Source organism: Streptococcus sp. SV2 (genome assembly GCF_030440175.1).
In the GTDB taxonomy this organism is placed as follows: Bacteria; Bacillota; Bacilli; order Lactobacillales; family Streptococcaceae; genus Streptococcus; species Streptococcus raffinosi.
Map to the genome: position 1 here is coordinate 158,720 of NZ_JAQFJQ010000002.1, position 22,991 is coordinate 181,710.

22 protein-coding genes are annotated in these 22,991 nt (G+C 40.8%); 1 reads left to right on the plus strand and 21 read right to left on the minus strand.

Annotation, left to right across the window (positions count from 1 at the left end; all coding sequences use genetic code 11):
• Positions 1-90: 90 nt before the first annotated feature.
• The 20 genes from PCY14_RS01990 to mecA all read right to left on the minus strand — a co-directional run bounded on the left by PCY14_RS01990 (position 91) and on the right by mecA (position 21,360).
• Positions 91-2,277 carry a PTS transporter subunit IIBC gene (locus PCY14_RS01990; protein WP_293919506.1) on the minus strand — a complete coding sequence of 729 codons (2,187 nt, stop codon included), beginning with the start codon at positions 2,275-2,277 and terminating at the stop codon, positions 91-93.
• A 151-nt stretch (positions 2,278-2,428) separates the two neighbouring features.
• Complete coding sequence (locus PCY14_RS01995) at positions 2,429-3,367, minus strand: AEC family transporter (protein ID WP_021151371.1); 939 nt, start codon at positions 3,365-3,367, stop codon at positions 2,429-2,431.
• A gap of 159 nt (positions 3,368-3,526) precedes the next feature.
• Positions 3,527-4,339, minus strand: coding sequence for a metal ABC transporter permease (locus tag PCY14_RS02000; protein ID WP_021151370.1), 813 nt, complete (start codon positions 4,337-4,339; stop codon positions 3,527-3,529).
• Positions 4,332-5,039 carry a metal ABC transporter ATP-binding protein gene (locus tag PCY14_RS02005; protein WP_004183815.1) on the minus strand — a complete coding sequence of 236 codons (708 nt, stop codon included), beginning with the start codon at positions 5,037-5,039 and terminating at the stop codon, positions 4,332-4,334. Before PCY14_RS02005 ends, PCY14_RS02000 begins: the two co-directional genes overlap by 8 nt.
• 1 nt (position 5,040) lies before the next feature.
• Entirely contained in the window at positions 5,041-5,484 is a 444-nt protein-coding gene (locus PCY14_RS02010) for a zinc-dependent MarR family transcriptional regulator (RefSeq protein WP_021144930.1), read from the minus strand.
• A gap of 160 nt (positions 5,485-5,644) precedes the next feature.
• A complete protein-coding gene (dusB, locus tag PCY14_RS02015) occupies positions 5,645-6,622 on the minus strand; it encodes a tRNA dihydrouridine synthase DusB (RefSeq protein WP_002883588.1) in 978 nt (325 codons plus the stop codon).
• Positions 6,615-7,481: an Hsp33 family molecular chaperone HslO gene (hslO, locus tag PCY14_RS02020; RefSeq protein WP_021151369.1), complete on the minus strand. Its 867-nt coding sequence runs from the start codon at positions 7,479-7,481 to the stop codon at positions 6,615-6,617. The genes dusB and hslO overlap by 8 nt, the downstream gene beginning before the upstream one ends.
• A gap of 80 nt (positions 7,482-7,561) precedes the next feature.
• Positions 7,562-7,921 carry a hypothetical protein gene (locus PCY14_RS02025; RefSeq protein WP_021144927.1) on the minus strand — a complete coding sequence of 120 codons (360 nt, stop codon included), beginning with the start codon at positions 7,919-7,921 and terminating at the stop codon, positions 7,562-7,564.
• A gap of 122 nt (positions 7,922-8,043) precedes the next feature.
• The gene (locus PCY14_RS02030) at positions 8,044-8,982 is read right to left on the minus strand and encodes an ABC transporter ATP-binding protein (RefSeq protein ID WP_008535734.1); all 939 of its coding nucleotides are present in this window, start codon (positions 8,980-8,982) and stop codon (positions 8,044-8,046) included.
• Between the two features lies 1 nt (position 8,983).
• A complete protein-coding gene (locus tag PCY14_RS02035; RefSeq protein WP_008535733.1) occupies positions 8,984-10,024 on the minus strand; it encodes an ABC transporter ATP-binding protein in 1,041 nt (346 codons plus the stop codon).
• Between the two features lie 13 nt (positions 10,025-10,037).
• Positions 10,038-11,072 (minus strand): ABC transporter permease, encoded by a 1,035-nt coding sequence (locus tag PCY14_RS02040; RefSeq protein ID WP_301363108.1) that lies wholly within the window; start codon positions 11,070-11,072, stop codon positions 10,038-10,040.
• Positions 11,073-11,079: 7 nt separating this feature from the next.
• On the minus strand, positions 11,080-11,994 hold the full coding sequence (locus tag PCY14_RS02045; protein WP_004183834.1) for an ABC transporter permease: 915 nt from the start codon (positions 11,992-11,994) through the stop codon (positions 11,080-11,082).
• Between the two features lie 130 nt (positions 11,995-12,124).
• Positions 12,125-13,771, minus strand: coding sequence for a peptide ABC transporter substrate-binding protein (locus PCY14_RS02050; RefSeq protein WP_004183835.1), 1,647 nt, complete (start codon positions 13,769-13,771; stop codon positions 12,125-12,127).
• A gap of 284 nt (positions 13,772-14,055) precedes the next feature.
• On the minus strand, positions 14,056-15,474 hold the full coding sequence (sufB, locus tag PCY14_RS02055; RefSeq protein ID WP_004183836.1) for a Fe-S cluster assembly protein SufB: 1,419 nt from the start codon (positions 15,472-15,474) through the stop codon (positions 14,056-14,058).
• 40 nt (positions 15,475-15,514) lie between these two features.
• Entirely contained in the window at positions 15,515-15,949 is a 435-nt protein-coding gene (sufU, locus tag PCY14_RS02060; protein WP_021144924.1) for a Fe-S cluster assembly sulfur transfer protein SufU, read from the minus strand.
• Positions 15,936-17,168: a cysteine desulfurase gene (locus tag PCY14_RS02065; protein WP_008535728.1), complete on the minus strand. Its 1,233-nt coding sequence runs from the start codon at positions 17,166-17,168 to the stop codon at positions 15,936-15,938. The genes sufU and PCY14_RS02065 overlap by 14 nt, the downstream gene beginning before the upstream one ends.
• 53 nt (positions 17,169-17,221) lie before the next feature.
• A complete protein-coding gene (sufD, locus tag PCY14_RS02070; protein WP_021144923.1) occupies positions 17,222-18,484 on the minus strand; it encodes a Fe-S cluster assembly protein SufD in 1,263 nt (420 codons plus the stop codon).
• 36 nt (positions 18,485-18,520) lie between these two features.
• Positions 18,521-19,291, minus strand: coding sequence for a Fe-S cluster assembly ATPase SufC (gene sufC / locus PCY14_RS02075; protein WP_021144922.1), 771 nt, complete (start codon positions 19,289-19,291; stop codon positions 18,521-18,523).
• A 158-nt stretch (positions 19,292-19,449) separates the two neighbouring features.
• Entirely contained in the window at positions 19,450-20,607 is a 1,158-nt protein-coding gene (locus PCY14_RS02080) for a glycosyltransferase family 4 protein (RefSeq protein ID WP_021144921.1), read from the minus strand.
• A gap of 3 nt (positions 20,608-20,610) precedes the next feature.
• Positions 20,611-21,360: an adaptor protein MecA gene (mecA, locus tag PCY14_RS02085; RefSeq protein ID WP_021151364.1), complete on the minus strand. Its 750-nt coding sequence runs from the start codon at positions 21,358-21,360 to the stop codon at positions 20,611-20,613.
• 206 nt (positions 21,361-21,566) lie between these two features.
• Here mecA and PCY14_RS02090 point away from each other — a divergent pair, with 206 nt between their 5' ends.
• Complete coding sequence (locus PCY14_RS02090) at positions 21,567-21,938, plus strand: DUF3021 family protein (RefSeq protein ID WP_293919512.1); 372 nt, start codon at positions 21,567-21,569, stop codon at positions 21,936-21,938.
• Between the two features lie 49 nt (positions 21,939-21,987).
• On the opposite strand, the gene PCY14_RS02095 is transcribed toward PCY14_RS02090, so the two are convergent.
• On the minus strand, positions 21,988-22,842 hold the full coding sequence (locus tag PCY14_RS02095) for an undecaprenyl-diphosphate phosphatase (RefSeq protein WP_301363097.1): 855 nt from the start codon (positions 22,840-22,842) through the stop codon (positions 21,988-21,990).
• Positions 22,843-22,991: the final 149 nt, after the last annotated feature.

Below are 22,991 nucleotides of genomic sequence, written 5' to 3' on the forward strand. Positions count from 1 at the left end.
TCCCTCTTCTGACTTGCATCTAGAAATGACATAGGGTCATTTACAAACAAAACAGCCCAAGGGCTGTCTGCTTGTTTATCGTTTAGCAAATTAAAGTTCTACTTTTGCAACTGGAGCGTTAGCAGCCAATTTACCTGTATGTTCTACTTTAACTGATTTAATTGCATCTGCATTTGTAAAGACAACAACTGTAGATGTTGCACGACCTGCTTCACGGATAGCATCAAGGTTTGCTTCAACCAAGAGGTCACCTGCAGCAACTGTTTGACCTTCAGTAACTTTAACGTCGAATGGTTTACCTTCAAGACTAACAGTGTCAAGTCCGATGTGAACCAAAACTTCAAGACCATTATCTGTTACCAAACCAAGAGCGTGTTTAGTTGGGAAGATGCTTGTCACTTTACCAGCTACTGGTGAAACGATTTTACCGTTTTCTGGTTCTACAGCGAAGCCGTCACCCATCATTTTTTGTGAGAATACTGGGTCTTTAACATCTTCGATGTTGATAACTTGACCATCAGCAACTGAATGCACTTCATCAGTCACACCTTTGAAGTTAGCTTCTGCTTTTTGAACAGCAGTCATTTGACTTGGAAGTGTTTCAGGAATAACTTCACCTGAATCAAGAACGTCTTGGATATCAGATTTCAATACGTCTGCTTTAGGACCATAGATAGCTTGAACCCCTTGTCCTTTCATGACAAGACCCATAGCTCCTTCAGCTTTCCATTGTTCTTCAGTTCCGACTTTTTCAGCATCTTTAACAGTAACACGGAGACGAGTCATACATGCGTCAACATCGACGATGTTAGCACGTCCACCAAGAAGGTTGATAATGTTGATAACTTGTGAGCTTGCTGAGCTTGTTCCAGCACTTGCTGAGCCAGCAGATTCTGATGAAGCATCATCAGCTTGCTCATAGTTACCGTTACGTCCTGGTGTAGCGTAGTCAAATTTCTTAATCATGAAGTTTGCGATGAAGAACATGATAACACCAAAGAGTACAGTTACCCAAATGAAGTTAACGATATCCATCGCCAAACCAGCGTTAATAGCAAGTGGTGTACGTGTCAAGAACTCGATAGAACCGAATGAGTGAACACGAAGGTTAACGATATCAGCCATGGCAAAGGCACATCCTTGTACCAAAGCATAAACAATGTAAAGTGGAGTAGCCACGAACATGAACATGTACTCGATTGGCTCTGTTACCCCTGTCAAGAATGTTGCAAGTGCAGTTGCAGTCAACATCCCTTTGTATTGATGTTTTTTATCATCATCGACGTTACGGTAGATGGCTACTACGATACCCATCAAGATACCAAATGAACCAATCATTTGACCAACTTTAAAGCGGGCTGGTGTGTAGGCTTCAAGAAGGTGTTTGTATTGATCTGGATGCGCACCTTTAAGGTTAGCAAGGTCAGTAACCCATGCGAGCCAGAGTGGGTCTTGACCCAAAACTTTAGTACCTTTTGCAGCACCAGTCAAGACTTCATAAGTACCACCCAATTGAGTGTAGTTAATTGGGATAGTCAACATGTGGTGGAGACCAAATGGCAAGAGAAGACGTTCCAAAGTACCGAACAAGAACGGTGCCAAGATTGGAGCAGTTTCTTTTGAGTTGGCAATCCACATACCAAAACCGTTAATTCCAGATTGGATAATTGGCCATACAATAGCAAGAACGATAGCTGCAATAGCTGAACGAAGAATAACTACGAATGGTACAAAACGTTTACCATTGAAGAATGACAAAGCTTCTGGCAATTTACGGAAGTTATAGTATTTATTGTAAGCAGTAGCTCCGATGAAACCAGAGATGATACCTACGAATACACCCATGTTAAGGGCTGGAGCTTCCAAAACACTGATGAAGTAATCAGATACCTTGATTGATTGGCCAAGAAGTGTGTGTACCATAGCACTCTTATCAGCAAGAATATCCGAAGTGACACCAAAGATTGAACCAGTCATGCGGTTAATCAGGATAAAGGCAAGACCTGCTGCAAAAGCACCTCCTGCACGTTCCTTAGCCCAACTACCACCAATGGCAAGGGCAAACAAGATGTGAAGGTTACCGATAACCCCCCAACCAATTTGCTCAATAAATCCACCTGTAATAACGAGTGGTGCCACGTTTGGATTAATCATGGCAATCGTTTTACCGATAGAGATCATAAGACCTGCTGCTGGCATAACCGCGATAACAACCATGAGGGCTTTACCGAATTTCTGCCAGAACTCAAAGCCAAATTTTTCTTTTAGCTTATTCATTTCATTTCCTCCTACTTTTGATGCAAACGTTTGCATACCTTATGTAATTATTATAGCATCTTTTACTGATTTGTAAAGCGCTTTCCTTAACTTTTTTTGATTTTTTTAAAAAAAGTTAAAACCCCAGTAAAACCGGGGCTTTTGATACGTATTAAGCCATCAAAACCATGAGAATAGGAATCACCACCATGGTTGCAAGTGTTGTCTCCGTCACCATGACTGCAGCGTAATCACTATCTGCTCCGTAGAGTTTGGCAACCACAGGTGCATTGGTCATAACAGGCATAGCGGACTGGATGATAAAGACTTGCTTCATCAAAGTTGGTAAGGGTGACCAATAAACGATGGCAGCCATCAAAAGTGGGGCAACCACAAAGCGACCAAGCAGAATTAAGACTTGATCCTTTTTAAGAGTCAGTTGCTTCACACCTGCATTGGAGACCGACAAACCAATAAATATCATAGATAAGGGAGTGGTTAAACTACCTAGATACTGCAAATCACTGGCTAGAAAAGCGGGGAACTTAATATGTAGAATAACGATAAGAAGCCCCAGCATAAAGCCCATCAAAGGAGGTGAAAACACCTTTTTCAAGCTTGTTTTTAGGTCAAACTCAGCTTCTCCTTCACCATCACGCTGGATGAGATAGGTCCCCAAGGTCCAGAAAAAGGTCGTATTACACATGTAATAGATCAAAACATAGGGAATACTAGCATCTCCAAAAAGGGCCTGATTGATGGGAAGCCCCACGAAAATCGTATTGGAATTAAAAAACATGGAAATAAAGAGGCCACGGCGGTCCTGTCTCACGGCAAAAATCCTAGCCACGGCTGTCGCAATACCAAGTAAGATAACCATAGATAGCGCTGGAAAACGTAAATCTGGCAACATTTTTAGGAGGTCAGCCGCTGTGAAACGTTGCGTGATGGTATAAAGCATATAGCAGGGCAAAGCAATTTGAGTAACCAACTTAGCGATTAAACCACGCGACTTGTCATCAAACCAGCCCTTTTCACCCATGACAAAGCCCACTAAAATCATACCCAAGATGACTAGGATTCCAGATATACTTGTTAAAAAGATTTCCATGTTTTCTCCTTTTTATTATTTTTATGAGGGAATGATAGACATTAACAAATAGCCAATGGATTTGTTTGACCACATTTAACGCCTTTTTCAAACAATATCTCAAAAACTACTTTAGTATATCACAAAAAGAACTTGATTTCTCAAGCTCTTTTCTTCTATTTATTCTGCTTTTAAAAGGGGTTCAAAGATTGATACCAGTCCAAAGAAAGCAATGAAGATCAGTGTGATGGTCGCACTTGCTGGCGTTTCCCAATAATAGGAAATGAAGATACCAGAGAGCATACCGACCAATCCAATACCAATGGCCCAAAAAATCACGGATTTGAAGGTTTGACCGATTTTCATGCCGATCGCTGCTGGAAGAATCATAATAGTAGAAACCAAGAGCGATCCTGCTGCTGGAATCATCAAAGCAATGGCTACTCCGGTTACGATATTGAAGAGGAGAGACATAAGACGTACTGGTAAGCCATCGACATGAGCAGTATCCTCGTCAAAGGTCAAAAGATACATAGGACGAATAAAGAATAAGGTCAAGACCAGTACAATCGCCGCAATCACAAAGAGGGCACGCACCTGTTCGGAGCTAATGGTGATAATAGATCCAAAGAGATAGCTATCTAAGCTCATGCTACTGCTACCCGCCTTGCTACTGATAATCAAGGCTACAGCCAAGCCCATAGACATAAGGATAGCCGTTGAAATCTCCATATAGTGCTTGTAACTAACCCTTAGATACTCTAGGACTAGAGCAGCAATCACCACAACCAGCAAGGTGGTCCAAGTAGTTGATTGCCCCAAGAAAATTCCCACAGCCACCCCAGCTAAAGAAACGTGACTCAAGGTATCACTCATCAAGCTCTGACGACGAAGAATCAAAAAGAGTCCCAAAATAGGTGAAAAGATACTGATAGCGATGACGGCGAGAATAGCACGCTGCATAAAATCATAGGTTAATAATTCACTAATCATGTTTGTGCCCCTCTCCATCTTTTTCATGGACGTTAAAACAACGCCAAGGCAATTTCTGATTACGAACCAGATGGATATTACGGTCCGTGTATTCCTTGACCTCTTCTGGGTCATGGGTAATCATCAAGACAGACTTACCATGCTTATGAGCTGAGTGGTGCATAAGTTCATAGAAGGTATTGGCTGTTCCTGCATCCATCCCTGTCGTTGGTTCATCCAAGACAAAAATATCTGGATCTGAAGCGAAAATACGAGCAATGACGGCACGTTGCTTTTGCCCACCTGAGAGATGTCCAATCTGCTTGTGACGATTTTCCCACATACCAACAGATTCTAGAGCACGTTGAACATGCTCTAAGTCATGTTTGTTCAAACGACGGAACCATCCCTGATGGGGGTAACGACCTGACTTGACAAACTCATAAACGGTACTTGGGAATCCTGCATTAAAGCTGGCAATTTGTTGTGGTAGATAGGCCATTCGAAGCTTCTTGCCATCTTTGTTAGTATCAGAAATCGTCACAGTCCCCTTCTTAGGTTTGAGAATACCCAGGGTTGCCTTGATAAGCGTTGATTTGGCAGCACCATTTTCCCCAGTCAAGGTCACAAACTCTCCAGAGTCCAAGTGATAGTGAATATTATCCAGAACGGGCTCCGCATCATACTGGAAGCTCAGTCCTTCAACTGTAATATAACGCATCTTATTCCTCGATTTTTTCTTCTAATTTCGTCAAGAAACGCCCTATAATCTGACGTTCTTTACTATCAAACTGCTCCAATACAGAGCGATAGACGCCTAACGTTTCTTGGTGGTGTTCCTCATGCTCCTGGGCAATGGGTTGAGCCTCTTGTGTCAGGACAAAGTAGGTCACCCGTCCATCATCCTTATCCTTCTTGGCCTCCAACATTCCTTCCTTGACCAAGGTCTTAACAGCCTTAGTAACAGCAGCCTGACTGACATTTAAGGTCTTTGCCAGCTCCGAATTGGTCTTGCGACCCTCAGCCAAAAGCATCAGAATATGTTCCTGAGTATTAGTCAATTTAACTTGACTACGGCACTGCCCAATAAGGAGCTCATGCTGATTTTCAGACTTGAGCACGATTTGATTAATCAATTGATTGACTTGTTCTTCTAGTTCTAGCATTGCTTTCTCCATTTACTTAACCAGTTAATTATATCGAAATTACAGAGGTTTTGCAAGGGAGGACGAAAAAAAATGGAAAAACTCTATCAATACTATTAAGGAAGAATAGACGGAAAATAAAAACCTAACCAATCTGGTTAAGTTTTCATCATATAGAAGCTTATCGCAAAGTCGCAAAGATTTCTTCGACCTGAGCGACAGACTCAGCACGTGAGACTTCGCCACGAACCTTAGCTGCTCCTGCTGTTCCACGAAGATAGTGTGGTGCCAGACCACGGAATTCACGGACAGCAATCTTTTCACCTTTAAGGTCTACCAAACGTTTGAGGTGGTCTTCAGCGATGTCCAATTTCTTATCAAATGGAAGCTCTGGCAACTCCTCTCCTGTTTCGAAGAAGTGGTTGATTTGCGTGAAGATATAAGGATTGTTCATAGCTGCACGACCCACCATAACGGCATCTACACCAAGTTCTTCAATCATGAGTTTAGCGTCTTGAACGCTACGAACATCACCATTTCCGATAAATGGAATCTTAGTGATAGCCTTAGCAACACGAGCCAGAGTCTCATGATCACAGTGACCTGTGTACATCTGCTCACGGGTACGACCATGCATGGCAAGGGCAGAAACACCTGCGGACTCAGCTGCAAGAGCGTTTTCTACAGCCAAATCACTGTCTGACCAACCCGTACGCATCTTAACAGTCAAAGGAATATCAAGTACTGACGTTACTTCCTTGACAATGTGGTAAATCTTGTCTGGATCTTTGAGCCACTTGGCACCAGCTTCATTTTTGACGACCTTATTGACCGGACAACCCATGTTGATATCAACAATATCAGCCTTGGTATTGGTCTGAATAAAGTCTGCTGCTCGCTTCAAGCCTTCAGCATCACCACCGAAAAGCTGAATAGACATTGGATGTTCATTCTCATCGATATGAAGCATGTGGAGGGTCTTCTCATTATTGTAGAGGAGCCCTTTTTCAGAAATCATCTCCATCACCACAAGACCAGCACCAAACTCCTTTGCAATAGTACGGAAGGCTGAGTTGGTCACACCTGCCATCGGAGCTAGCACTGTACGATGAGGAATCTCCACATTCCCAATCATGAAGGACGAATTAAGTTTAGTCATTGATGAGTTCCTCCAAGTCAGCTTCTGAAAATTCATACTTGTTTTGGCAGAATTGGCAGACGATTTCAGCACCGTGATCTTCATCTTTAATAGCTTGAAGTTCATCCTTACCTAGACTCAAGAGAGCATTTTCAAAGCGTTCACGTGAGCAATCGCACTCAAAGCTAAGCTCCTCTTCAGACAAACGCTTGAAAGGCTCATCCCCATAGATAGCATGCAGAAGCGCTTCAATATGGTCATCAGATTCCAATAGTGTTGAAATGGCAGGCATTTCTTGGATACGTTTTTCATAACGAGCGATTTCTTCCTCGGTGGCTCCTGGCAAGACCTGAAGCATAAAGCCACCGGCAACCTTGACCTTGTCCTCCTCGTCGAGAAGAACATTAAGACCAACGGCAGACGGGGTTTGCTCAGACTCTGTTAAATAATAGGCAAAATCTTCACCAATTTCACCAGAAATAAGTGGTGTTGATGACGTGTAAGGATTACCAGTTCCATAATCGATGATTGAAACAAACTGACCTTGTCCCATGAAAGGACCGACTAAGACTTCACCGGTCGCTGTTTTCTTGATGTCTACACCTGGATTTTGGATGTAGCCCTTAACATGCCCCTTGGTATCGGCTACAGAGATGATATGTCCAAAAGAGCTGTTTCCGATAACCTTTACCGTAATCTTGCTATCACCTTTTTGGTTAGCAGCTAGGATTTGATTGGCAATAAGGGTACGCCCCAAAGCGACTGTTGATGATGATAATGTATTGTGTTTTTCTTGTGCGGTTCTAACTGTTTCAGTACTATCAAGAACGTAAGCACGGAAAGAACCTGATTCTGAAATTGTTTTTATTAATTTATCCATAGTGATTCTATTATAACACAAAAAAGAGGGTGGAAAAGTCGTAAACGCTTGGCGTCTCCTCTCCCACTCTCTCTAGCAAATTACCATGAAAATTCTGAAAGTTTAGCTTTCCAGTCCATTATTTGGCGATTATCAAGTTGATGTTTTTCCCTTATTAACGGCGGTAAATTCTCCAAATAATCAATATAAACACTCACCAAAAGCTTATAATCATTAGGTGTCAAACGTTTGAGTTGACCATGGACAAATTCAGTTGCTTGACGGTATTTGGAACGAAGCACCAAATCATCAATATAGTCATTCCCACTAACCATTTGACCATTTTCATCTTCGACCTGACCCAAATCAATATCCAGACTCTCAAACTTAAAAACCTTACTGACGACGTTGGCTGTCCCACGAATCTGATTGAGCAACCAGTCGTTATTATACACTCCCATGTTAGTCCCCTTTCACTATTGCTGTATCACCTTTATTATACTGTTTTGCATATGTATTGTAAACGTTTGCTCACCTAAAAAATAAAAAGGAGGCGACTAAGGAATCACCACCTTTTTACTGTTTAATTTGCCTTGGCTTCTTCTTTGTAATTTTTAGCCTCTGCTTCTGTAGCATAAACAAAATGTCCTGGTCGGATTTCATACATCTGTCTACTTTCCCCATCATTTTCAATAGAGGAATCGTAAATCAAATGTTGACGCTTACGCTCTCTTTCTGGATCTGGTTCTGGAATTGCAGATAATAGACTCTTCGTATAAGGATGAATCGGGTTATGATAAATCTCATCTGCAGGTCCTACTTCAAGGAGTTTACCCCAATGCATTACACCAATACGATCGGATATATATTTAACCATTGATAGGTCATGGGCAATAAACAAATATGTTAATCCCTGTTCATGTTGCAACTTCTGCATCAAATTAACCACCTGTGCTTGAATAGAGACATCCAAAGCAGAAATCGGTTCGTCTGCTACGATAAAATGAGGATTAACCGCTAAAGCACGCGCAATACCAATCCTTTGGCGTTGACCACCAGAAAACTCATGAGGATATCTTGATAAGTGATCTTCATTTAATCCTACCAAATCAATGAGCTCTTTAACCTTGGCTTCACGTTCTTCTTTGGTTTTAGCCAATTTATGAATATCAATACCTTCAGCAATAATATCACGGATTTTCATGCGTCCATTAAGACTAGCTTGAGGATCTTGAAAAATCATCTGAGCTGTCTTACGGAATTCATGAAGGTCTTTCCCTTTTAAGCTTGATATGTCATTACCTGCAAAGGTAACAGTACCCGAATCAATATCATAAAGCTTTAAAATAGAACGCCCAATGGTTGTTTTACCTGAACCAGATTCACCAACTAGGCCAAAAATTTCACCCTCATAGATATCAAAGCTAACGTCATCAATGGCTTTAACTTCGTTTGATTTTCCTTTATTAAAAGTTAGAGACACATTTTTTAGTTCTACTAACTTCTTACGTTCTTGTGTCATCTTATTTCTCCTTCATCTTTGACCATTTTTCCCATCGTTTCAATATTGGTGAAGGAGGGGTTACTTTAGGAGCTCGTTCATCCAAGAGCCATGTTGCTGCAAAATGCGTATCTGATACCTTAAACATTGGCGGTTCTTCCTGATAATCAATATCTAAAGCAAAGGCATTTCGAGCAGCAAAGGCATCACCTTTAGGAGGATAAAGCAAATCTGGAGGAGTCCCTGGAATAGCTTCTAAGCTACCAGATTCTGTTTCTGTTGTAGGCATAGAGTTAAGAAGACCCCATGTGTATGGGTGTTGCGGATTGTAGAAAACCTCATCCACAGTCCCATATTCCACTATTTTACCAGCATACATTACCGCCACACGATCAGCCATCCCAGCAACAACACCCAAGTCATGTGTAATAAAAATAATGGATGAATCACGCTTTTCTTGGATTTTTTTCATCAGATGAAGAATTTGTGCTTGAATCGTAACATCTAAGGCAGTAGTAGGCTCATCAGCAATCAAAATTTCAGGATCTGCAGCTAGAGCAATGGCAATTACTGCTCTTTGACGCATTCCCCCTGACCATTGGTGAGGGTAGTCATTTATATGTTCTTCGGCATTAGGTATGCCAACATCTTTCATTAATTGTAAAGCCATATCTAAGGCTTCTTTTTGAGATACCTTGGTATGAAGCATGATAGGCTCAGCAATTTGGCGCCCAATTTTCATAGTAGGGTCAAGACTGGTCATAGGATCCTGAAAAATCATAGCAATATCATTTCCACGAACCTTAACCCAATCTTCCTCCTTCAAGGTTTGCATATCACGCCCATTAAAGGTAATGTCTCCAGTTACCTTAGCGTTTTTGTCTGATAGACCCATTAGCGTCCTTGTCGTTACAGACTTTCCTGAACCAGATTCACCAACAATCGCTAGTGTCTCACCTTTTTTCAAGTCAAAATTGACATCACGAATCGCTTTTACTTCTCCAGCGTAAGTATGAAAATTAACATGGAGATTTTTTACACTTAAAATCGTTTCTTTCATCATTATTACGCTCCTATTAGTTTTCTTTGTTAGATTTAGGGTCAAACGCATCACGCAAGCCGTCCCCTAAAAGAATAAAGGCAAGAGAGATAAAAACAAGAGCCAAGGCAGGAATAACCACCTGATAAGGGTAGTATTGGAGATTTTCAGAAGCATCTGTAATCAACGAACCTAAAGAAGCTGTTGGTGGCTTAACCCCCAAATTGATAGCTGACAGAACCGCTTCGTACATAATAGCACTTGGAACTGTCATCATAATTTGAACAATAATGATACCTGAAATATTTGGTAAAACATGTTTAAAAGCTATCTGGAATTTATTTTCACCCAAAGCACGTGAGGCTAAAACAAATTCACGTTCTCGGTAAGATAGGGTCAAATTACGTACTTGACGCGCCATGGACGTCCATCCGACTATGGCAATTGAGATAATGATTGACAACACACCACTACCCAAAAGAAGCCCTAACATCGTTACTATGACCAAGTTAGGGATAGATGAGATGACCTCAATAACACGTTGCATGAAGAGGTCAATCTTCCCACCTAAGAAACCTGACACCAGACCATAGGTCACTCCAATAATCAAATCAATTAAAGTAGCAACGATGGCAATTAAGAGAGAGATACGTATACCAACAATCACACGTTTCGCTAAGCTGCGTCCCAGATTGTCAGTTCCCAAAATAAATTTATCATCTTTTGGAACTGATTGATCAGAGTACACATCATTAGGCTCCGTATTACCTGAAAATACAATACTACCATTCCAGAATGGTAAGCTATCTGATAGTTTAGGTGGTAAATTACGATATGTCTTAACTTCATCACCATTAAAACTATTAGCATCCTTGGCATTAACAAAGAAATTTGAGCCAATTGAAAAGACCAGTAGAATGGCTAAAAACCAAAGGGATATGGTCGCCAATTTATTTTTTTTCAGACGTCTCCAAGCATCTTGTGTAAAAGAGAGAGTCGGTTTTTCAATTTTTTCTTGTGATTCAGTATTTCCAGCACCAACAAGTTTAAATAGTTGTTTTTCTTCCATGATACTCTCCTTACTTCAGACGGACACGTGGATCCACAAAACTAGTAATGATATCTGTCAATAGGATAGCTACCATAAGCATAACGGCATAAACGATAGTGGTTCCCATAATGACAGGATAATCTTTTGTTGGAATAGAGGTAACAAACTGTTGGCCAATTCCAGGAATTGAGAAAATCTGCTCTATGAGTGCTGAACCTGTTAAAATATTAGCAGCCATTGGACCGATTAAGGTAAGAACAGGAATCATTGAATTGCGATAAGCATGTCGATTACTAATTTGACGTGCTGTTAACCCTTTAGCCCTAGCTAGTTGAATATAATCAGTATTCATGGTTTCAATCATTTCACTACGGAAAAAACGGGTGACTTGAGCAAATACTGGAATAGCAAGAGCTAAAGTAGGTAAAATCGTTTGGCTAAATGAACCCCATCCAGATAAAGGAAGAACTCCCCACTTAAATCCAAGGTAATCCAAAAGCAAAAGACCAATAATGAATGAAGGTACTGAAATACCGAGTGTTGATAGCACGCTCAAGATATTATCAATCCAGTTATTTTTATTACGTGCTGACACTGCTCCTACAAAAAGACCAGACAATACCCCAACGACAAGGGCTTGAATACCCAGTTGCGCTGAAACTGCCAAACGCTGACTAATCATCATGCTAACAGGCTGATTTGCAGACTGATAACTTGTTCCTAAATCACCGTGCAGGACATTCCAAAGATATTGCAAATACTGTTGCCATACAGGCTTATCTAAGCCATATTGCTTATTCATAACCGCAATCATATCATTCGTTAATTTGGGATTATTGAATGGTGACCCCGGCATAACTTGCATTAGGAAGAAAGATAGAGTGACAACCACCCATAGGGTAACTAGCAAAATAGCTATCCTTTTCAATAAATATTTCGTCATAAAATTTCCTTTATGTAACAACGAAAGAAGCTGGGACTAAAGCCGCCAGCTTCTTAGTTCATTTTGCGATAAACGTACATACAGTAGCTGATGAATGTTCTACTTTACTCTGTCATTATAATGATAGCAACTATTTATCTTTATAAGCATAGGTGAAGTCAACATCAAGACCAGTTGAGTTACGTACAAGTCCTTTGATTGAAGGATTTTGCAAGCCTTTTGTAAATCGGAAGTAAATCGGATTATACATCGCTTCATCATAAAGTGCTTTTTCAGCAGCTTTATAATCATTTGCAGCGGCTGTTGGATCTAATGCATCCGTTGAAATAGCTTTTTCATAGGCTGCGTCATATGTAGAGCTATTTGCCTTACCATAGTTATAAGCGGAATTTGAAGTGAACAAGCTATAGAATGTTGATCCTTCTGGATAGTCACCACCCCAAAGAACAAGAGCAACATCAAAGTTTTGATTCTTAGTATCTTCAAGACGTTGTTTAAATGTCACAAATTTTTCTTCAACAGTCAAACCAGGAAGAGCTTTTTCCCAAGTTTCTTTAATGTAATCAACTGCAGCTTTAGAAACAGGTGAATCTGAATCTGCTGTAATTGTCAATTTCAAGTCACTTAAACCAGCTTCAGCAAGACCTTCTTTGAAGAGCTTAGCTGCTTCTTCCTTGTTATAGCTATAGCCAGGTGCCACATATTTAGATAAATCAGTACCATCAGGTAATTTTTCCAATCCAGTAGGTGCAAAACTAGTTGCTGGGACTGAACCTGTATCAACCGCAGCTTCGACAATACCTTTACGGTCAGTAGCAAGGTTGAGAGCTTGACGGATTTTAAGATTATCTAGACCTTTAACTTTACCAGTTTCATTATAGGTCATATAACTTGTTGTTGCTTCTGGAACTGTAACAACATCTTTGTTTTTCTTATTGGCATTAAAAATAGCAGACGTATTTGAAATATTTGCAAAGTCAAGTTGACCTTGTTTATACATTTGGACGGCTGTATCAGGTTTTTTAACCGTTTGAATATTGATTGTCTTTGTTTTAACGTGCTTAGCATCCCAGTAATTGTCATTTTTGACAAGTTTGAAGCTACCGCTTGTACCATTCCAATTTTCAACTTTAAAAGGTCCAGAATAAATTTGTTTATCAGACTTCGTTCCGTATTGTTTTCCAGTCTTTTCTACAAATTCCTTATGTTGTGGAACAAAGTTTGAGAATGACAAAAGACTCTTGAATTGTGGAGAAGGATTTGACAAAGTAAAGATAACTTTATTTCCTTCAGCCTTAACACCCAATTCATCAACGCTCTTCTTACCAGCAATAATGTCTGCAGCATTAACAAGGTGAGAATCTGAAGCAAGGTAAGCATACTCAGAAGCTGTAGCGGGATCAACCATACGTTGCCAAGTATAGACAAAGTCCTCAGCAGTAAGCTTAGTACCATCTGAATACTTCAAGTCATCTCTAAGAGTCGCTGTATAAGTCAAACCATCGGCTGACACATCAACTTTTTTAGCCAAATCAGGTTGCAACTTTCCATCTTTATCAACACGAAGCAAGTTACTTTCTGAGTTCCCAAGCGCCAAGGCTGAATAGTGATCTGTATTTTTAGAAATATCAAGGGTCAATATTTCAGTAGGGGTGTACCAGTTAATTTCATCTTTACTTGAGGTTGATTTTGAGCCACAAGCAGCAAGAAGTGTTGCAGAAGCTAAAGTAATTACTCCAACGGCTACAATACTCTTAAAGTTACGTTTCTTAATCATAATTATAAGAAACCTCCTCCAATAAAAAATTTACTTTCGTGTATAATTATACCTCAAAATAAGCTAAAGTAAAGACGTAATTCTTAATAATTCGACAATTCAGTCATTTTTGTCTTTAAAAAGACTCGAAATATCCCAAAAATGATGCATTTATAGCTCTTGCTTCGCTATACATAGGCGATTTACAATCAATGCCAACAAAAAAGGCTAAGATGCCTATCTTAACCTTTTTTGTTTTGAACTAAATTCTCAGTTTACTCTGTATTTATACACAAGCTTACTTCTTACCCAACTGATCCTTCCATTTCATAACTAATCAAGCGGTTAAGCTCAACAGCATATTCCATTGGAAGCTCTTTGGTAAATGGTTCTACAAATCCCATGACAATCATTTCAGTAGCTTCTTGTTCGGAAAGACCACGACTCATGAGATAGTAGAGTTGCTCTTCAGAAATTTTAGAAACTTTGGCTTCGTGTTCCAAAGCCACTTGTGAGTTGTGAATTTCATTAAATGGAATCGTATCTGACTTAGATAAATCATCCATCAAGATCGTGTCACATTCAATGTGAGAACCAGATTTCTTAGAGTCCTTATTGAAAGTTACTTGGCCACGATAGTCAACCTTACCACCATTACGGGCAATTGATTTAGAGACAATAGATGATGATGTGTGTGGCGCATTATGGATCATCTTAGCTCCTGTGTCCTGGTGCTGACCAGCATTGGCAAAGGCGATAGAAAGCATAGTCCCACGCGCACCTTCACCATCTAGGTAAACTGATGGGTACTTCATTGTTTTCTTAGCACCAAGATTACCGTCAATCCACTCAACAGTCGCATTTTTCTTAGCAGTAGCACGTTTGGTTACCAAATTATAGACGCTATCTGACCAGTTTTGAATGGTTGAATAACGCATATAGGCTCCTTCAAGCGCAAAGATTTCAACGATAGCCGCATGAAGGCTGGCTGAAGTATAGGTTGGTGCCGTACAGCCTTCCACATAGTGAACGCTGGCCCCTTCATCAACGATGATGAGTGTGCGTTCAAACTGAGCCGTAGCTTCATTGTTAATACGGAAGTAGGTTTGAAGTGGGATATCTACCTTAACACCTTTTGGCACATAAATAAAGGTACCGCCTGACCAGAAGGCTGAGTTAAGGGCCGCAAATTTGTTATCTGTTGGAGGAACCAGTTTTGAGAAGTACTTCTTGAAGAGTTCTGGGTACTCTTTAAGAGCTGAGTCTGTATCCGTAAAGATGATTCCCAACTTATCGTACTCTTCTTTCATATTGTGGTAAACCACTTCTGATTCATACTGAGCCGAAGCCCCTGCTAGGTAAGCACGTTCAGCTTCGGGGATACCAATACGTTCAAAGGTTTCCTTGATTTTTTCAGGAACATCTTCCCAGTCACGAGCAGGTCTGTCTGACGCTTTTTGGAAATAGGTCAAGTCATCAAAGTCGATTTCAGAAAGGTCTGGTCCCCACTCTTGCATAGGCATTTTGTTAAAGGTTTCCAATGATTTCAAGCGGAATTCAAGCATCCACTCAGGTTCCCCTTTTTCAGCAGACATGGCACGAACCACGTCTTCACTGATTCCTTTTCCTGTTGAAAAGACTGGTGTCACATCATCATGGAAACCGTATTTATATTCCCCAAGATCAATGGGTTTTGGTTCTACTTTTTCATTTGTTTCAGTCATAGTATTTTCCTTTTTTAAAGGGTTGATTAGTTTTCTTATTTTAAAGCTCGCTTCTCTCTATAGCCTTTTTGAGAGCATTCCAAGAGAGGGTTGCACATTTGATACGTTGTGGAAATTTGGAAACTCCTGCCAAGAGCTTAGCTTCACCTAATTTATCTGTATTGATGTCATGTTCTCCTTGAATCATGAGCGAGAAAATTTCCGCCAGTTCTAAAGCTTCTGCCTTAGTCTTACCAATAACAGCATCCGTCATCATACTTGATGAGGCTGTCGAAATGGTACAACCATCGCCAGCAAAGGCAATGTCTTCAATCACGTCCCCATCAAATTTGACTGACAGATTGATAACATCTCCACAAGTCGGATTATTCAGTTGAAGTTGCTCCACATCAGGCAAAACACCATAATGGTGAGGGCTCTTAGAGTGGTCGGCCACAACAGCCATATATAAACTATCTAGTCTAGAGAGTGCCATTGAAAAACTCCTTCGTCGCAAGAATTGCCTCCACAAGCTTGTCACAATCCTCTTTGGTATTGTAAACATAGAAGCTTGCACGGGCAGCTGATGAAATACCTAAATGAGTGATCAACGGCTGGGCACAGTGGTGACCTGCGCGCACGGCCACCCCTTCATAATCAAGGGCAGTCGCCACATCATGGGGATGAAGTCCATCAATATTAAAGGCAATAACACCAGTATGTTGATTAGGATCTTCTGGGCCATAAACCGTCAAACCTTCAATTGCTTGAAGCTTAGGCAAAACATAGTCAACCAATTCTTGCTCGTAAGCATGAACATTTTCCATACCCAGGTTAGTGAGGTAGTCCACAGCAGCACCAAGAGCAATAGCTCCTGCAATATTAGGTGTCCCAGCCTCGAATTTCCAAGGCAGTTCCTTCCAAGTAGCTTCTTGTTCGTAGACGAAATCAATCATCTCACCACCAAACTCAATAGGATTCATCTGGTTGAGAATTTCTTCCTTGCCATAAAGCACACCAATTCCTGTTGGACCTAACATCTTGTGCCCAGAAAGGGCAAAGAAATCACAATCCAAATCTTGAACATCAATGGTCATGTGAGGGGCAGATTGGGCACCATCCACAACCATATAAGCCCCAACTTGATGGGCTAGCTGGGCAATCTCCTTCACAGGATTGATACAACCTAGAACGTTAGAAACCTGAGCCAGACTTACAAATTTTGTCTTTTCTGTAATCTTGTTGGTCAAGTCTTCCATATCCAACTGACCGTCTTTTAAGTAGGCATAGACAAGCTTAGCACCCGTCTTCTTACAAGCTTCTTGCCAAGGAATGACATTGGAGTGGTGCTCCATAATGGAAATAAGCACTTCGTCTCCTGGTTCAAGAACCTGCTCCGCAAAACGACCAACCCAGTTAAGACCGGTTGTCGTTCCACGTGTAAAGAGAACTTCTTTAGTCGTTTTCGCATTGATAAACTGACGTAACTTTTCACGACTAGCTTCGTAAGCAGCTGTTGCACGCTCTGCCAAGGTATGCACGCCACGGTGAACATTGGCATTATCCTCATGATAATAGGCCATAAGGGCGTCTAGAACTACTTGAGGTTTCTGAGTCGTCGCTGCATTATCCAAGTACACCAAGGGCTCATCATTAACTACTTGATCTAAAATGGCAAAATCTTGTCGAATCTTATAGGCATCTAAAGTTGACATCTTATCTCCCTATCTAGATATATCATAAGTTAGACTATCTGTGTCGATAGTTCCTAACGTTTGTTTAGTTTGGTATCTGTTACAGAAATCATCTCGTCACGCACTTCTTTAACTGGGATTTCAGTGATAACTGCTCCCAAGAAGCCACGAATAACCAAACGTTCTGCAGTGTCTTGATCAAGTCCACGACTCATGAGGTAGTACATATCCTCTGGATCCACCTGACCGATTGAAGCGGCATGTCCTGCTGTAACTTCATTTTCATCAATCAAAAGGATTGGGTTAGCGTCTGAACGGGCCTTGTCTGAAAGCATGAGCACACGGCTTTCTTGTTGCGCATCAGCACCCTTAGCACCTTTGACAATGTGACCAATACCATTGAAAGTCAAGGTACCACGTTCTAAGATAACCCCATGTTGTAGGATATGACCCACAGAGTTGTTACCATAGTTAGTCACACGAGTATCAATCCCTTGAACCTGACGGCCAGATGAAAGTCCGATAACCTTAAGATTAGCATGGCTACCATCACCAATCAAGTCACTATCAAAGTCTGCAATGACATTACCCTCGTTCATAATACCAAGAGCCCAATCAAGACTCGCATCACGACCGATACGTCCTCGACGACTGATATAGGTTGTCACATTTTCACCCAAACGGTCAATGGCCGCAAACTTAACTTGGGCACCGTCTTGAGCAATAACTTCTACAGAAATATTAGCACTGGCTTTTTCAGTCGCTTCACCTAGGGTTTCAAAACGTTCAAGGTAAGTCAATTTACTGTTTTTACCAGCTATAATTAAAATGTGTTTGTTAAACGGAACATTTGAAATCCCATCTTGGTAGAAATAGCCCTCAACTGGCAAATCAACTTCGACATTATCTGGCACGTAAAGGACCGCTGCACTATTGAAGTAGGCATAGTTATAAGCTGCCAATTTGTCCTCATCATAGGCTACGGCCTTACCAAAGAAGGCTTCAACGACTTCTGGGATTTCCTCAAGAGCAGTTGTAAGGTCTGTGAAGACCACACCTTGGCTAATCAAGTCAGCTGGCAATTGTTCAAGAACAGTATTTGTTCCTACTTGAACCAATTTAGGGTTGTTTCCGAGCGCTGTAAAGTCAGGCACATTGGCTGATGGTTCATTTTCAGTAAGCGTGCCATCACCGAGATTCCAACGATGGAATTTTACACGCTCAATTCTTGGAAGATCCAAGCTTTCAAGCTTATCAAAGGCTGCTTGACGAAGGTCTTGCAACCAGAGTGGCTCTGCTTTTGCTTGAGAAAAAGCGATAATAGATTCTTTTGACATAGGTTACTCCTTTTCTAGTTATTTCGAGTAACTGACTTAAGCTTCTTCGTGGTACTCGTAGCCGAGCTCTTCAGCGATTTTCGCATACCCTTCTTGCTCAAGACGAGCAGCCAATTCAGGACCGCCTGAAAGAACCACTTTCCCTTCCATCATCACGTGTACCACATCTGGAGTGATGTAGTTCAAGAGACGTTGGTAGTGAGTGATAATCATGGCACCAAAACCTTCACCACGCATGGCATTAACCCCTTTTGAAACTACTTTAAGGGCATCAATATCAAGACCTGAGTCAATTTCATCAAGAAGGGCAAATTTAGGTTCCAACATGAGCAATTGAAGAATTTCGTTACGTTTCTTCTCACCACCTGAGAAACCTTCATTAAGGTAACGCTCAGCCATTTCTTCACGCATACCAAGTAATTCCATTTTCTCATCCAATTTAGTGATGAAATCAAGGACAGAAATCTTATCCTCATCTTCTTTACCAGCGTTCATAGCCGCACGGATGAACTCAGCATTCGTAATCCCTGGAATTTCAGCTGGGTATTGCATGGCAAGGAAAAGACCGAGACGTGCACGTTCGTCAACTTCCAAGTCAAGGATGCTTTCACCATCAAAAAGGATGTCACCTTCTGTAACCTCATAGTTTGGATTACCCATGATAGCAGCTGAGAGGGTAGATTTACCTGTTCCGTTAGGACCCATGATGGCAGCAATCTCACCCGTTTTAAGGGTCAAATTGAGACCCTTCAAGATTTCCTTATCTTCAACAGAAACATGAAGATTTTTGATTTCAAGTACAGACATTGTATACTCCTTTTTCATATATACAGCGAGACTTAGCTCGCAAAATACCATTATTTTTGAAAACAGCATTGCTATTTTCTGGAAAATAGGAAACAAATTCCATCTTCCTTAATTAGAATCATTATAACAAAAAAGCCATTACTTGGCTTTTCAAATGTTTATTTTTTTCGTTCTTGCTTCCATTTCAACATGGTCGCTTGACGATAGTCGCTATTCCCGATAAATTTCAAGAGATTAAAGAGTGGTGTCCGACCAACGCCCCAAATCTCAAGCCCTTCAATCAGAATTTCCATTCCCAATATCAAGCTTAACAGTAAGAGAATACCACCTAGACGGCTAGAAACATTGAGCAAGAGGGCAATCAATGAAAATAGGATAGCGATAGCATAGACTACTAGAACAGCTCCTCGATGAGTGAACCCCATAGCTAAAAGTCGGTGGTGTAAGTGCATCTTGTCAGCTTCCATAGCTGGACGCCCAGACAACTTACGACGGACAATGGCCACCACCGTATCTACAATCGGTACCCCAAGGATAATAACTGGCGATAAAATCGCTACAGCCGTTGCATTTTTCAAACCCTGAAGCGATAAGACACCAATCATAAAACCAATAAAGAGAGCCCCCGTATCACCGAGATAAATAATAGCAGGGTGATAGTTATAAGGGAAAAAGCCAACAATAGCCGCCACCAAGACAAAGATGGTCATGGTCAAGAAAATATCAGTATCATAGAGGAAGAAATAAGAAATTACCCCCATCGTCATAAGGGAAATGATGGAAACTCCTCCGACCAAACCGTCCAAACCATCAATCAGATTAATAGCATTGGTGATGGCAGTAATCCATAATACCGTTAAAATCAAGGTCAATACTGGCCCAAAATAAATCATAGGACCACCAAAAGGAATCTTAAAGCTATCAAATCGGAAGTCCGTAAAAGCCCACACGACGATTGCTCCGGTCATAATACCAATCATCTTAGGCAGAGGCTTTAATTCTAGAATATCATCAATAAAGCCTGTCAATGCGACGATAGCCCCCCCCACGACAACGGGTAGAATGTACCTAATATATGAAATATGCCAGATTTCCTTATGGATGACCATGGGCATGAACACCAAGGTTGATAATACAAAAGACAACAAAATGGCTAAACCACCTGCACTAGGCATTGGTTTTTTATTAATACGTCTAGCATTTGGATTGTCAACGGCTCCGACACGAAAGGCCAAAGAGCGAACTATAGGGGTCGTCACAACAGCGATTAAAAAAGCCCCAATCAAGACAAAAATATAGTTAATTGTCCAAGGCATATCTTAGCTCCATTTCGTTGCTTGTAATACCGGTAAGGCGTCCTCTTCCATCAAGATTATTGCATGCTCTTGTAGGTAGGCACGTGTGCGATCTGCCACATTTGCATATTCAAGGAAACGCGCATACATATTGTTCGCGTAGTAATCAGGCTCATCGGCCAAGTAAAGAAGGATTGTCATATAGTAGACATCGCCAAGTTTATAAAGCTCAGAACCTTCTACAGGCACATCCTTCAAGCCTTGCGTAAAGGTCACCACTTGATCAAAATCAGAGAAAGCCAAGACGTAGTGGGTATAATCTTCACGAATGTTTTCCTCAGCTTCTTCTTTGCTAGGTTCTGTCATTGACTTATCAACTTCTTCCAAAGTCTTTTCGAGTTCTTCAAGCTTATGGTGAGCCTCAATATCTCCCTTATCCATGAAGTTTCCTTCAAGAGCCTTGAGGAACTCTTCTGGAGAAAGGCCAGAGTACTCATCCATGTCAGACAAATCGTTGAAGTCAAGCTCTTCCTTAATATCTGATTTGGTTACGAAAACATCCACACGGTCCTTGCGTGGCGTGACACGAAAGCTCAGCATTCCGCTATTTTTAAAGTTATCTGGCAAGTCCAACTCATCCATAACAGTGTAGAAAAATTCCTCTGTTTTTTCCTGGGGAATCAAGAAATCTTTCAACTCCATACCATGCTCTTCAAGATCTTCCATGGTAATCATGATTTTTAGAGTTGTCTCGCTTATTTGTTTCATTTCCATATGTAAAAAACCTCGCACGAGTAGTTATTTCATTATACTAGAAAAGCCAAGAGATAGCAATTTCTGAGCAAGTTTAGATCTTATTTTAAGAGGCTTTTCTAAAAATTCTCTAATGCTAGCAAAGACCTGAATTTCCCTTTTTATAGCCGTCATCTATCCTAGAAAGGAGTATAATAAAAGTGGATATATAGTTGGAGGTGATGACCATGACTACCTATAAAAAAGGATGGCTTCGAGCTAGCATTGCTGGAGGAATAACGAGTTTTTTGACGCTTTTTCTCTACTTATCCGGGCAACCTCATCAAGTAAACAAATCTACCTTTCTTACGGGGCTAATTGTCGCCATCATACTAGCAACTGCTCCCATTTACGACGATAACCGTTTGACACTCAGACAACAATCACTGCTTCACTTCTCAATCATGTGTGTTACCATCCTTCCAATTCTATGTTTATCTGGATGGTATCCCTTGCATAATGTCGTGGACTTCTTGAAAATCCTAGCGAGTTTCTTAACCTGCGGACTGGTCCTTTGGACACTAGCTTATCTTATCTTTGGAAAACTCCTCAATAAATAATCTCTAGACCAGATAAAAAGGACTTCAATCGATGTCCTTTTCAGTTTATTTATCCAAAAATAAGTTTGATCGCTCCATAGAGAAGCACGATAATACCAAGTACAATACGGTATTTCCCGAAAACTGTGAAGTCATGTTTCTTAATGTAGTTCATCAAGAAGCGAATGACAAACAAGCTGACAACAAAGGCTGTCACACTAGCTACCAAGAGAATAGCTACTTGTCCACCTGTCAAAGTATTTCCGTCAATAAAGTACTTAACCGCCTTAAGCCCACTGTAACCAAACATGGTTGGAATACCAAGGAAGAAAGTAAAGTCAGCAGCTACGCTACGGCTAGTACCAACGATGATACCCCCAAGAATAGTAGCACCTGAACGGCTTGTCCCTGGGATGATACTCAAAACTTGGAAAAGACCGATATAGAAAGCTGTCTTGTAAGACATTCGTGCCAAATCGGTTACCTTAGGTTCAACACGTCGATTACGGTCCTCAATCCAAATAAAGGCAATCCCGTAAACCACCAACATGATGGCTACAACAAGGAAATTACTGAGGTGAGCTTCCATCCAATCATCCCAAAAGAGTCCAATGAAAGCTGAAGGGATACAAGCAATGACTACCTTAAGCCAAAGTTGCCAAGTCAATTGCACTTCACGTGCTGTCTTACCAGGTTGGAAGGGATTCAAACGTTTAAAGTAGATGACCATAACCGCCAGAATAGCTCCAAGCTGAATAACGATATTAAACATATCAATGAAGGCTTTACTTTGTCTCAAGTTCAAGAATTCATTAACCAAAATCAAGTGACCTGTTGACGAAATAGGCAACCACTCAGTGACTCCTTCAACAACCCCTAGAAAAACCGCTTTTAGTAATTCAATAATATACTGTGCCGTTTGCATAATTCACTCCGTTTTAAAATGTTAGTCTTATCACACTAATAGTGAGTAAGGCTCTAAATTGTCCTTCCCATTATATCAAATTAGCAACTGTATTTAAAGACAATCCTGATATACAGTTTCTTTCTAGTCTTAACTTATTGTCATCAGTC